Genomic DNA, 12,793 nt, shown 5'->3' with positions numbered 1-12,793 from the left:
ATTTAAACGAGGGGTGTTTATGAAAAAGTATTTATTAACAATATTAACGGTATTTATTATGACTGCAAATTCTTTTTCTCAAATTTATTACAATCCGGATTATAAGTTCAAACCATTCAAACCTCCCGTCGATATAAATAAAGCCGAAGATAGAGCGGAAAAAATATTATCAGAAATGTCTCTTGAAGAAAAAATTCAACTTGTGGGCGGACATAATTTCTTTTATGTAAAAGGATATGAAAAATACGGAATACCTCAATTTTATCTTTCGGACGCCACGCAGGGAGTGCATATAAGAAAAGAACTCAGTTCGTCGCTCAATAAATCGGTGGCTTTCCCGTGTCCCCTGGCGTTAACCGCAACCTGGAACACTCAACTTGCTTATGAATACGCAAAATGTATCGGCGAGGAATGCCGGGCGGGTGATATTGCCGTATTGCTCGGACCCGGAATGAATATCTACAGAATTTCTCAAAACGGAAGAAACTTCGAATATTTTGGCGAAGATCCTTTCCTGGCTGCAAGAATGATAGAAAATTATGTCGCAGGCGTTCAAAGCACGGGCACGATAGCCACTTTAAAACATTTTCTCTGTAACAATAATGAATATCACCGCAGAACCACAAACGCAATAGTGGACGAAAGAACGATTCACGAAATTTATACGCCTGCGTTCAAAGCCGGCATAGACGCCGGAGCGCTGGCGGTAATGACGGCATACAATCAGGTCAACGGCGAATGGGCGGGACAAAGCAAATTTGTAATTGAAAATCTATTGCGCAATTCGCTCGGTTTCAAATGGCTGGTGATGTCGGACTGGTGGTCAACCTGGGATCCGGAAAAGACGATTAAATCCGGACTCGATCTCGAAATGCCCGGCGATCCTTTGATGGATAAACCCGCTTTTCAAAAGAGAGGGGATATAACGGTCAAAAAGAACGCAATGAGATTAATTGAAGAAGGCAAAGTAAGCGAATCGGATATCGACCGTATGGCGAAAAATATTATGAAGACTTTCATCGCCATGGGACTTTACGACAGACCTGTAAAAGATTTGCAATATCTCAATAATTTCAAATATCATGAAGAAATCGCTCTTCAAACGGCGCGCGAGTCAATAACGCTCCTTAAAAACCGGAATAATTTATTGCCGGTTTCGCCGAACAAAAAAATATTATTGACAGGCGATTTTGTTGAAACATTGCCCAAAGGAGGCGGCTCGGCGGACGTTGAGGGGTATGATATAATTACAATGTACGAGGCTTTGAAAAATCGTTTCGGCGATATGATTAATTATGTCAAAGAGCCTTCGGATGATGAAATTAAAAATGCTGATATCGTCTTTCTCAGTGTTGGAACGCTTGACAGCGAAGGATGGGACAGACCGTTTTCGCTTCCCCGGAAAACAGAAGAAAATATTTTGAGAATCGTGTCTTTAAATCCGAATACCGTCGTGATTGTAAATTCGGGCGGCGGAATCAGAATGACCGGCTGGTACGATAAAGCAGGCGCAATTTTATACGCATGGTATCCGGGACAAAACGGAAATATCGCATTGGCGGAAGCGTTAGCGGGCGACATTAATCCTTCGGGCAAATTGCCCATGACTATTGAAAAAGAATTCAAGGATTCGCCCGGTTACGGATACGTGCCCGAAGACGCCGATTTAAACACTAACTGGGACGACGACTTGAATATGGATTTCCCGATTAACAATATCGAATATAAAGAAGGGGTCCTTGTCGGTTACAGATGGTACGACACGAAAAACATTGAACCGCTTTTCCCCTTCGGCTTCGGATTATCGTATACCAGTTTCAAATACGATAATCTGAAAATTGAGCCGGATAAGTTAGATGAAAACGGAAAAATTAAAGTCTCTTTTGAAATTACAAATACGGGCAGCCGCGACGGCGCCGAAGTCGCTCAGTTATATATTAAAGATATAGAAGCGAGCGTATTGCGTCCCGAAAAAGAATTGAAAGGCTTTCACAAAGTATTTCTTAAAAAAGGTGAAACCAAAAGAATCGAAATCGAATTGACCAAAAAAGACTTTGCTTACTGGGATGTAAAAACGCATGACTGGAAAACGGAGCCGGGCGAATTTGAAATATTGATCGGGACTTCATCGAGGGATATATTATTGAGAGGTAAACTGGCGCTTTAATAATTGAGCGGAAATAATCTCAAATTAACAGATAAAAAATGCTCCCGAACAGGGAGCATTTTTTTTTGCGTAAAGCCGCGCAGAATCCGCAGTGTCCCATTGAGAGGGCGGTGCGGAAAAACGTTTCTTCATCCGCCGGAAGGCGTTATGATTTATAAAGTCCGTAAGCTTTTGGAACATTGCGCCTGACGGTTGCCCGTGAAGCCGGATGACGCGGGGAATGTAATAAATATACATCAGTAGAAATTTTTATTGAAAATAAATTTGCATTCATTTATTTTCAGTTTAAGATTAAAAACGATGAGGGCTTGCAGTGCAAATGAAAACAAAATGACCGAAATGCTGAAGAACTATACGCTAGGCACAGGCGGGGCATAATTGTTTAGTTAATAAATATGAGTGGTAAAATAAATAGTTAGGCGCAGAAGGAAAATGAAAGTATCATCTATACATCTTCGTAACTTCAAACGCTTCTCTAATTTGAGTATTAAGGGCATACCTAGGTCAACCAAATTGGTAATAGTTGTTGGTCCAAACGGAAGTGGAAAGTCGTCTTTATTTGATGCATTCAACCATTATTATCGGAATCGTTCTGGATTTATTATAGATACTGATGAAAAATACTTCAGAAAATTATCTTCAGAACAATTTGATTGGCAAAAAGCTGTAGTTGTTAAGTTTCATGATTATCCTGACGATCAACAGTTACCAAAAAACTCAATGTACTTTAGAACTGCTTATAGGAATGACCCAGATTTCAATATCTCTAATTTTACACGTATAGGTGCGCGCCATGAAAAATTAAGAATTAAGAGATTTATAGATAATGATCAGGCTGTTTCATTGAATTACTAAATGATAATTCAATCAATACTTTAAGTAATAATATTGGATCGGTTAAAGATGTGCGATAGTATTTTACCTAAGGAATCCCATGAAGGAACTATAAACTAATATTATAAATAAAATGAAAGTTCTACTATATGGTTATGATGCAGCTAAAATTGTGGATGAATTTGTTGAAAATTGGAGTGAAATTGTAATTAAATCCGAGAAAGTATTTGTAGGGATGCGATCGTCCGATGCTCCTTCATTTCTTCAAATTATTGGGCAACTAATTGATTGGACATTGCCTCTTAAAGCTGCTGCAACAGCATTTCTTGTACAACTTTCTAAAGAAGCAGCAAAGGATCTGTGGAAAAATAAATCAAACATTTTAAAATGTCTTTCAACAAAAAATAGTAAAAAAATAGATAGAGTTTCTGAGTTAATTGCTAATTCAATAAGAGATGCTGGGAGTAATTTGAATTTTATTTTATCATTGGAAATACCTGAAAAATATATCGAGGCAAATTTTTCATTAAAGTCTTTTGACAAAGAATCTATAGCTTTTTATTTGTCACATTATGTTGATAAACTTGAAAGCATATATAATGCCATAATAAAGGAAGCGAATGGTGATCATCCTCCATTGCAACTTATAGAAATTCTAATATCTGAAGAAGGAAAAATAACCATAAAGTGGATGGATGCAGAAAAACTGGAATTGCATGAACGTAAAATTAACTAGGTAGTATGACGAGCAAATCCACACGGACACCTTTTTAGTTGTGGCATTAGTATAGTTCATTAGGTCAGTGAAATAGAAATACATAAAATAATTATATAATGAATTCGATTAGAAAAACCAATATATTTGAAATATGAAACAAGAGATAAAAATAAATAACGACATACTTTTGTGGGCTATTGAAAGATCCGGTTTAAGTGTAGATGAGATTAGTCAAAAAATTCCTTCTTTTTTATCCTGGCTTGAAGGTAAAAAAAGTCCTACAATTAAGCAGCTAAAAACCTTTGCGCGAAAAGTGTATTTGCCATTCGGATATTTGTTTTTAGAGAAACCACCGGAAGAAAAACTACCCATTCCGTTTTTTAGAACAAATATAGCTAATAAAGAAAAAATCCCTATCAATATTTTTGATGCAATATTAATTGTACAGCAAAGGCAAGCATGGTTATCTAATTATCTAAAAGAAAATGATTATGACAGACTAAACTTTGTCGGGAAATTCAGGAATAAAAGATTTCATATTGAAGAAGTTGTTGCTGATATAAGAAATATACTAAATCTTAAAGAAAGCTGGGCAAGAGAATTATCTACCTGGGAAGATGCAAAAAAGTATTTGGCTGATAAAATTGAAGAATCTGGGATAATAATAAATTTTAGTAGTATAGTTGGTAATAACACACGAAGAAAAATAAAAGTAGAGGATTGTCGTGGTTTTGTTTTAATTGATGAGTATGCGCCATTTTTATTTGTCAATTCTGCGGATAGTAAATCCGCACAAATATTTACTCTTGCGCATGAATTAGCACACATCTGGCTCGGAGAAAGTGCGGGATTTGATTTTAGAAATTTGCTGCCAGCTGATAATCCTACGGAAATTTTATGTGATAAAATAGCAGCTGAATTTTTAGTGCCCGAAAAAGAGCTTAAAACTGTTTTAACAAGTGAGAAAAGCATTGAAAAGATTGCCAAGGTTTTTAAAGTAAGCCGGATTGTTGTCGCAAGAAGATTACTTGATCTTGAGGAAATTGATAGAAATAGTTTTCTGGAATTTTATAATGAATACATAAAGCGAGATTTTGATAGAAGCGAAGAAAAAGAAGGCGGTGGCGATTTCTATAAAACACAACGTAAACGACTAAGTACTCGGTTTTTGAGTTATGTAAATCAAGCCGTAACAACAAATAAATTATTACTGCGGGAAGCATATCAGTTAACAGGTTTGAAAGGTGATACCTACAATAAATTTGTGAAGGAGCATCTTTACTGATGTTTGTCTTTATATTAGACACAAATTTCTTTATTCAATCCCACCGAGTAACATATCCATTAGATGTAGCTGTAACTTTCTGGCAGAAAGTTAAAAAATTATGTCTGGAGCAAAAGTTAATAAGTATAGATAAAGTAAAAAACGAAATTTTTAAGTATGATGATGAACTGAAAAACTGGATTGAACAAAATATACCAGATGAATTTTTCAAGGCAACTGAAACACCGCAAGTAATTTCTGAATATCAAAGAGTTGTTCAATGGGCGAATTCAAAATCAAATCATTATGTTCAAAATGCAATCAATGATTTTTTAAGATATGAAAATGCTGATAGCTGGATAGTTGCTTATGCAATTTCTATTGATGAAAATTGTCAGATAGTCACGCAAGAAAAAAGCGAACCTAACAGAAAAAATAAGATTAAAATCCCGGAAGTCTGCCATGCATTTAATATTCAATACAAGAACATCATTGAAATGTTCAGAGAATTAGGTGAAACTTTTTAATTACAATGATAATTTATAAGTTTTTATCCCCTCTTAAAAATGAAAACAACTAAAATCGAATGGACAGAAAAAGTATGGAATCCATCAATCGGATGCGATAAAGTTTCAGCCGGCTGTAAATTTTACTATGCAGAAGTTTTTGCCAAACGATTGAACGCTATGGGAATTGAAGATTATAAAGACGGATTCTCTTTTAAAATATTACCTCACCGACTTGAAGAACCCTTAAAAATTAAAAAGCCGACAAAGTTTTTTGTTAATTCAATGAGTGATTTATTCCATGAAGAGATGCCGTTTGAATATCTCGATATGATTTTTGATGTAATAAGAAAAACTCCACGGCATATTTATCAGATACTTACCAAGCGCGATAAAATTATGATTAAATATTTTTCCAATAAAAATGTACCTTCAAATGTTTGGCTTGGCGTTAGTGTTGAAAGTGCAGCATTCAAAAATAGAATAGATACACTCAGAAAAATAAATGCTAAAGTAAGATTCATTTCATTTGAACCGCTGATTGGTTATGTAGGCGATTTAGATTTAACAGGAATTCATTGGGCAATAGTTGGAGGTGAATCGGGGAAAAGTGCAAGGCCTATAAAAGCTGAATGGATTGAAGGAATTTTTGCTAAATGTAAAGGGCAGGGGGTTGCATCTTTCTTTAAACAATGGGGCGCTTGGGGCGCAGACGAGATAAAGAGAAATAAAAAAATGAATGGAAGAAAATTTAAGGGTAAAGTTTGGAACGAATACCCAGTAATATAAACAAAAAGTAAGACTGTCATCCTTAATGGACAAAAGACCTCTTCTCGTAGCCTCCTTTGGAGAGCCTACATTGTTATCTTGGAAAATAGCTAAGAATTCGATAGAAATATTTGATAAAATAATGCCCAAATGGCAGGATGCTACGCAGAACCCGCGGTATACATTAAGAGAAATAAAAAAAATAATAGAAAACGTTCTTAGAATTAGTGAAAGCGTTAAAAAGTAGAGAGTCAACTTTGCGGAGAGGGCGGGATTCTCCGTAGGATGCTATGCAGAACCCGCGGTACACATTAAGAGAAAAAAAATAATTAAAAAAAGTTCTTAGAATCAGTGAGGGCGTTAAAAAGTTGAGAGTCAACTTTGCGGAGAGGGCGGGATTCGAACCCGCGGTACCCCATTCAGAGTACGACGGTTTAGCAAACCGTTGGTTTCAGCCACTCACCCACCTCTCCGAAGCTGAAAATTTTTCAATGCTGAATTTAACTCAAAAAATTATTTCTCAATCAATCTGCGGAAAGCTTCGCCGCTTTTGTAACTTTTTATCTGCATTTCCCGCTTGAAAGCTTCCGGTTTAGAGTTAAATTCTATGCCATTCTTTAAAGAACAAATCTGCTCATTTTTAACGCTGCCAATATAATAATCGTATTGTTAAAATAAAAATCTGTAATTCAATTTTATTTCTCTGCCGGGCATAAGTATATAATCTTTGACGGCGGATAAATGTTCCCTGTAAGCCCTGTCGAACAGATTATCGATATTAAATGAAAGAATATGAATGTACCTTCCGGTTATCAATTTGGCGCCTGCATATATATTAATTAAACCGTATCCCGGCGTGGTTGTCTCGAAAGGACTTACTCTCTTCTGGTCGGCAGCCAGACGAAATTGGCTTCCGATCCAGAAATCGTCGGTCGAATATCTCGGCTCGAGAGCGAACCGCAGTGGCGGCATCAAGGGCAGATTTTCGTTTGTATCGGAATTTTTTCCTACGGTATAATCGCTCATCAGAGTCAGGGAAAAATGACCGGAGAATTCGAACTGCGTTTTGAATTCGTAACCGTAAATAATAGCCTTTGCTTGAGTGTATTCATAAACCGGAATTCCCGGAGTGTTGACAAATGTCATTTCCGCAGGATTATAAAATTCTCCCGTCGGCTTTTTGAAAATATAATCGTCAATTATGTTATAATAAACATTCAGTTCCGAATTGATTTGCTGGGAATGGAATCTTAAACCTAAATCGAGTCCGATATTCTTTTCGGCGCTCAGGTCAAGATTGCCTATATCGAACGTGCCCGTTGCTTCGTGTATCGCATAGGAGGCTAATTCTTCAATGGTCGGCGCGCGGAATGCCGTAGCAAAATTGGAGTAGAACGACAAATCGGTTGTTATATTAAGAACTATTCCTGCAGAGCCGCTGAGCGTATTGAAGGTTCTTTCCGTAGGGGAGATCAATCTTCCTGATAATTCGCTTTCCGGTATTGCAATTGAATTGTATTCGTAACGCAGACCAGTTTGAAGAAGAGTATTGCTGATTCTAAACTGCTCTATTACGAAAAACGCCATCGAGTTATAATCGGCGTTAGGCGTGAACGCTTCCTCGCCTTCAACCGTATATTTTTGGTTTTGATACCAAAATCCTAAAACGCCGTCTGAATTTTTTAAAAGAGGCGCGTGCCTGGCGGAAACATCCATTACATATGACTTTAATCCGAAAGCTGTGCCGACCTCGTTTGTGATTCTGTTTATTTCCTTGTGATTGTAATTCTGATATCCTCCTTTGAAGGAGATGTTTTCGAATATGCCTTTAAGGTCGCCAATTAAATTTATTTTTAATTCCTCTTTGCGCATTTTAATACCAATGCTTTCGTGTTCTTCTTCTTCAACGTTCTCAGTTTCTTCTTCTTCGTGATGATGTTCGTGTAACGGTATGCCGTAATTGAAATCGTAATTTTTATAGCTGAGACCGGTCTGACCGAAATCGGGAATAAAAGCAAATCCGATTTGGTAGCCGGCAAAATCGATATAAGTGTTGTTGACTTTTTCGCCCGCTCCGTCTGTATAGTCGCCGGCGTTTCTTTTTGTCATATTGCCGTGAGTGGCAAATGAATTCGTTCCGAAGTGCAGGTCGACGCTTGTATTGAACTCGTTGTTATTGAAAGAATTGCCTGCAAATATATTCCCTTCGAATCCGTCGGGAATATAGTCCGGAATTTCTTCGGTAATGATATTGATTACGCCTCCGAGAGCGTTGCTGCCGTACATAAGACTCGACGGACCGCGGATGATTTCTATCCTTTCGGGAATTGCGCCGTCGCTCGAAACAGCGTGGTCGCTCGACGTATTCGATAAATCGCCCATTCTCAATCCGTTTTCGAGAATCAATATTCTGTTGTTGCTGAAACCTCTGATAACGGGACGCGCGGTCGCTTTGCCGTTGGAGCGCATCGATATTCCCGGCAGAAAATTCAACGTTTCGCCAATGCCGGAACTCCTTTTGATTTGCAGATCGAGATTTGCAACGCTTAAAGAACTTTGCAAAAGTTCCTTCGGATCCGCGTTGAACGGATTTCCGGTAACTACTACTTCGTTGAGGCCTATTGCGCCGTCTTCGAGATAAATCTTTAATGTTTCGGACGGAACCCTAACTTTTTCCGTCAGTGATTTATGCCCGATGTAACTGAACCGTAATGTGTAATTTCCTTCCCGGACATTATCGAATACGAAATACCCGCTTTCGTCCGTAGTGGTTCCGGATTTTAATTCCTGTAAAAAAATATTAACGCCTACAAGCGGCTCGCCGTTATTTTTGTCGTATACAAATCCCTCTATCGAATTCGATTGTGCATGCAAAACAAAATTTAATAATAACGCAATAGAAATGAATAACCCTTTCATTTCAGAGCTCCTTTTTTAATTAATGAATAATAATTATTAATTGCGCCGGAATTCAGGCTTTAAAAGGAGGAGCTCTCGATTCTGAGGTCGTAATTGATAAAACAAGGGGAGATTCAAATACTTTAGATAAATCGGTCTCTAAAAGAATTTCGCTGCCGGGTAAACCGAACGACTCGATCGATTCCGAGTTGAAATTATAAGAAAGAAAAACTTCAACCGAACAATTCCCGTTTACGTCGGCATACGGATCTTCAAAGTTGTCGTAATGCCGGATTACCGATTCTTTGGTCCGGATGTCCTTGAAGTGCCAGTGGAAAAAGAGCGTGCCCAATAACGATATATAAATCGCCAGGCTGAGGAGGGACGTTATTTTTATTATTCTTCTATCCGGCATAAAGATGTTGATTTTGCAGATGTTATATCTTATTTTCTGATGCAAAGATACGACAACGTCAAAAAAATAACAAGGAGGGTTTATGCTGTCCGGCGAAGTCTATTATCCGTCCGAAGAAGTAATCAAAAACGCAAACGTAAAAGACTGGGACGAATTGAACGAAAGAGCCGTAAAAGATTACGAAGGCTTCTGGGAAGAAATGGCAAACGAACTTCATTGGTTTGAAAAATGGAAAAAGGTTCTGGATGATTCGGACAAACCTTTCTATAAATGGTTTACGGGCGCAAAGACGAATATTGTTTACAATTGTCTCGACCGGCACGTAAAAACATACAGGCGAAACAAACTTGCGCTTATTTGGGAAGGCGAAGACGGACAGCTGCGAACCATGTCGTATTTCGCTCTTCATCGCGAAGTCTGCAAGTTCGCAAATGTATTGAAAAGCATGGGCGTTGAAAAAGGGGACAGAGTAACTATCTATATGGGACGAATTCCCGAAATAGTAATTGCCATGTTGGCGACTACTCGAATAGGAGCCATTCATTCTGTTGTATACGGCGGGTTTTCAGTCGAGGCTTTGGCGGAGAGAATCGAAGACAGTAATTCAAAAGTGTTGATTACCGCAGACGGAGCGTTTCAAAGAGGAAAAATTGTCCCTTTGAAACAAATTGCCGACGAGGCTCTTCAACGCTGCGGTACGGTGGAGCATGTGCTTGTCGTAAAAAGAACCGGGCAGGAAATTAATATGGAATCGGGCAGGGATATGTGGTATCACGAATTGATGAATCTTCCGATTGCCACACAGAACTGCGCGCTCGAAATTATGGACGCCGAAGACCCTTTGTTTATACTCTATACTTCGGGCACAACCGGCAAACCCAAAGCCATTCTCCACACGCACGGCGGTTATATGGTCGGCGTCTATACTACGCTTAAATTTGTGTTCGACATTAAGGAAGAAGACCGGTATTGGTGCGCCGCCGATCCGGGCTGGATTACCGGACACAGTTATATCGTCTACGGACCGCTATTAAACGGAACCACTTCGTTTATGTACGAAGGCGCTCCGAATTTTCCTTATCCGAACAGATGGTGGCAGATGATCGAAAAATACGGCATTAATATTCTCTATACGGCTCCGACCGCCATCAGAGGCTTAATGAGATTCGGAGAATCTTGGGTTAAAAGACACGATTTGTCGTCGCTCCGTTTATTGGGCTCGGTCGGCGAACCGATTAATCCCGAAGCCTGGAAATGGTATTATAAAGTCGTCGGAAATGAAAAATGCCCGATTATGGATACGTGGTGGCAGACGGAAACAGGTATGTTTATGATAACGCCGATGCCGTGCGTGCCTCTTAAACCGGGCTCCGGTTCAAGACCTTTTCCGGGAATCCAAATGGACATCCTCGACGAAGACGGCAATCCTGTTAAACCGAACGAAGAAGGATATCTGGTTATTAAAACACCCTGGCCTGCAATGCTGCGCACGGTTTATAAAGACCCCGACAGATATGTAAAACAGTACTGGAGCAAATATCCCGGCTGTTATATGACAGGCGACAGCGCGCGGCGGGACGAAGACGGATATTACTGGATTATCGGAAGGGTAGACGACGTTATAAAAGTATCCGGTTACCGTTTAGGCACGGCAGAAATCGAAAGCGCGCTTGTCAGTCACCCCGCGGTCGCCGAAGCCGCTGCAATCGGGCTTCCGCACGAAGTTAAAGGAAACGCAATTTATACTTACGTTATTCTTAAGAACGGCTACGAAAAATCGACGGCTTTAATCGAAGAGTTAAGAAAACACGTCGCTCATGAAGTCGGACCTATTGCCAAACCCGAAAGCATTGAATTTGTAGATTCGCTGCCCAAAACGAGGAGCGGTAAAATTATGCGCAGAGTTCTCAAAGCGCGGGCTCTGGGAGAAGACCCCGGAAATATTTCGACTATGGAAGATTAAATTAGTGTAATATCGTACACAAATTATCACGGGATTGTTTAAATTTGCGCTGTTAATTTTAAAGCGCAATGGAAGAAGAACTTAAATTAGACCCGGTTGAAATACGATATTACAGACTAATCAGATATCTTACCGATTATATTTATTCTGTAAAAGTCGAAGACGGAAAAGCGGTTAAAACATATCACGGACCCGGTTGCGCGGCTGTAACCGGGTATACTTCCGAAGATTATCAGAAAGATCCCGAACTCTGGTATCGGATGGTTCATCCGGACGACCGTCCGGCGGTTTTGAAACAAGCCGAAGACGCACTGGCGGGCAAGGATGTTGAACCGCTGGAGCATCGTATTATTCACCGCGACGGCTCAATCAGGTGGGTTAAAAACAGCATTGTTTTATCGAAAGACGAAAACGGCAATGTTATTTATTACGACGGACTTATCAACGATATTACGGAATTGAAAAAAGCGCAGGGGCTTGCCGAATCCAAACAAAAACAGCTGATTCAAGCGGATAAAATGGTCGCGCTCGGCACTATGGTAAGCGGAATAGCTCACGAAATCAATAACCCGAATAATTTTATTCTTCTCAACGCTCAGTTCCTTAAAAAAGCTTTCGATGATATTTTGCCCGTTCTGAAAGAATATACAACCGAGCATGACGATTATTATGTGGCGGGAATACCTTCGGATAAAGCATTTAAAAAAATCGTAAACGCTCTCGATGGTATCATCGAGGGTTCCACGAGAATCGAAAAAATTACGAACAGCCTTAAAGAATTTGCAAAAAAAGATTCGGGACGTCTCGACCAAACAGTCGATTTGAATAAAGCGGTCGAAAAAGCCGTTATGATTACGTCCAACCTGATAAAAAAATCGACCGGCAATTTTAAAGTGAATTACAATGCCGACATGCCGAATATAAAAGGCAACTCTCAACAGATCGAGCAGGTGATGATTAATCTTATTGCCAATGCCTGTCAGGCTCTGCCCGATAAAAACCGCGGCATTGAAATATTTCTTTACCGAAAAGACAACTACGCAGCCGTTGAAGTGAAAGACGAAGGAACGGGCATTGACGAAGAAAACATAAAATTTATTTTCGACCCGTTTTTCACTACAAAAAGAAATTCGGGCGGAACCGGGCTCGGTCTATATGTTTCTTATAATATTATCAAAAATCACGGCGGCGACATTATTGTTGAAAGCGACGGGAAAGGAACAAAATTCATTATTCTTCTGCCGATAAATTAAAAGAGGG

The 12,793-nt window shown here is 39.2% G+C and carries 10 protein-coding genes and 1 tRNA gene; 8 read left to right on the top strand and 3 right to left on the bottom strand.

All coding sequences use genetic code 11. The annotated features are described in order from the left end of the window. Window positions 1–19 precede the first annotated feature (19 nt). The 6 genes from ACSSWA_RS00315 (at window position 20) to ACSSWA_RS00290 (ending at window position 6,278) form a co-directional block, all read left to right on the top strand. Entirely contained in the window at window positions 20–2,167 is a 2,148-nt protein-coding gene (locus tag ACSSWA_RS00315; RefSeq protein WP_437354612.1) for a beta-glucosidase, read from the top strand. Between the two features lie 432 nt (window positions 2,168–2,599). Further along, complete coding sequence (locus ACSSWA_RS00310; RefSeq protein ID WP_437354611.1) at window positions 2,600–3,022, top strand: AAA family ATPase; 423 nt, start codon at window positions 2,600–2,602, stop codon at window positions 3,020–3,022. A gap of 112 nt (window positions 3,023–3,134) precedes the next feature. Beyond that, entirely contained in the window at window positions 3,135–3,737 is a 603-nt protein-coding gene (locus ACSSWA_RS00305) for a hypothetical protein (RefSeq protein WP_437354610.1), read from the top strand. Between the two features lie 133 nt (window positions 3,738–3,870). Beyond that, entirely contained in the window at window positions 3,871–5,004 is a 1,134-nt protein-coding gene (locus ACSSWA_RS00300) for an ImmA/IrrE family metallo-endopeptidase (RefSeq protein WP_437354609.1), read from the top strand. After that, window positions 5,004–5,510, top strand: a complete 507-nt coding sequence (locus tag ACSSWA_RS00295) for a DUF4411 family protein (protein WP_437354608.1) — start codon at window positions 5,004–5,006, stop codon at window positions 5,508–5,510. Before ACSSWA_RS00300 ends, ACSSWA_RS00295 begins: the two co-directional genes overlap by 1 nt. A 39-nt stretch (window positions 5,511–5,549) precedes the next feature. Then, a complete protein-coding gene (locus ACSSWA_RS00290; RefSeq protein WP_437354607.1) occupies window positions 5,550–6,278 on the top strand; it encodes a DUF5131 family protein in 729 nt (242 codons plus the stop codon). A 363-nt stretch (window positions 6,279–6,641) separates the two neighbouring features. On the opposite strand, the gene ACSSWA_RS00285 is transcribed toward ACSSWA_RS00290, so the two are convergent. The 3 genes from ACSSWA_RS00285 to ACSSWA_RS00275 form a co-directional block, all read right to left on the bottom strand. Beyond that, a tRNA-Ser gene (locus ACSSWA_RS00285) sits at window positions 6,642–6,730 on the bottom strand. Between the two features lie 196 nt (window positions 6,731–6,926). Then, entirely contained in the window at window positions 6,927–9,176 is a 2,250-nt protein-coding gene (locus ACSSWA_RS00280) for a TonB-dependent receptor (RefSeq protein ID WP_437354606.1), read from the bottom strand. Between the two features lie 52 nt (window positions 9,177–9,228). Further along, entirely contained in the window at window positions 9,229–9,570 is a 342-nt protein-coding gene (locus ACSSWA_RS00275) for a hypothetical protein (RefSeq protein WP_437354605.1), read from the bottom strand. 82 nt (window positions 9,571–9,652) lie between these two features. On the opposite strand from ACSSWA_RS00275, the gene acs reads away from it, so the two are divergent. Together acs and ACSSWA_RS00265 are read left to right on the top strand one after the other, a co-directional pair. After that, window positions 9,653–11,533, top strand: a complete 1,881-nt coding sequence (gene acs / locus ACSSWA_RS00270) for an acetate--CoA ligase (protein WP_437354604.1) — start codon at window positions 9,653–9,655, stop codon at window positions 11,531–11,533. A 68-nt stretch (window positions 11,534–11,601) separates the two neighbouring features. Further along, on the top strand, window positions 11,602–12,786 hold the full coding sequence (locus tag ACSSWA_RS00265; RefSeq protein WP_437354603.1) for a sensor histidine kinase: 1,185 nt from the start codon (window positions 11,602–11,604) through the stop codon (window positions 12,784–12,786). Window positions 12,787–12,793: the final 7 nt, after the last annotated feature.

Source organism: Melioribacter sp. Ez-97, assembly GCF_051488665.1.
Classification (GTDB): domain Bacteria; phylum Bacteroidota; class Ignavibacteria; order Ignavibacteriales; family Melioribacteraceae; genus Melioribacter.
The sequence above is the reverse complement of the archived record's forward strand: the minus strand, read 5'-3'. Positions and strand labels throughout refer to the sequence as shown.

Excerpts from the sequence above, each read along its gene's own strand:
- ACSSWA_RS00315 (WP_437354612.1), top strand. The coding sequence starts at position 20 with ATGAAAAAGTATTTATTAACAATATTAACGGTATTTATTATGACTGCA.
- ACSSWA_RS00310 (WP_437354611.1), top strand. The coding sequence starts at position 2,600 with ATGAAAGTATCATCTATACATCTTCGTAACTTCAAACGCTTCTCTAAT.
- ACSSWA_RS00305 (WP_437354610.1), top strand. The coding sequence starts at position 3,135 with ATGAAAGTTCTACTATATGGTTATGATGCAGCTAAAATTGTGGATGAA.
- ACSSWA_RS00300 (WP_437354609.1), top strand. The coding sequence starts at position 3,871 with ATGAAACAAGAGATAAAAATAAATAACGACATACTTTTGTGGGCTATT.
- ACSSWA_RS00295 (WP_437354608.1), top strand. The coding sequence starts at position 5,004 with ATGTTTGTCTTTATATTAGACACAAATTTCTTTATTCAATCCCACCGA.
- ACSSWA_RS00290 (WP_437354607.1), top strand. The coding sequence starts at position 5,550 with ATGAAAACAACTAAAATCGAATGGACAGAAAAAGTATGGAATCCATCA.
- ACSSWA_RS00280 (WP_437354606.1), bottom strand. The coding sequence starts at position 9,176 with ATGAAAGGGTTATTCATTTCTATTGCGTTATTATTAAATTTTGTTTTG.
- ACSSWA_RS00275 (WP_437354605.1), bottom strand. The coding sequence starts at position 9,570 with ATGCCGGATAGAAGAATAATAAAAATAACGTCCCTCCTCAGCCTGGCG.
- acs (WP_437354604.1), top strand. The coding sequence starts at position 9,653 with ATGCTGTCCGGCGAAGTCTATTATCCGTCCGAAGAAGTAATCAAAAAC.
- ACSSWA_RS00265 (WP_437354603.1), top strand. The coding sequence starts at position 11,602 with ATGGAAGAAGAACTTAAATTAGACCCGGTTGAAATACGATATTACAGA.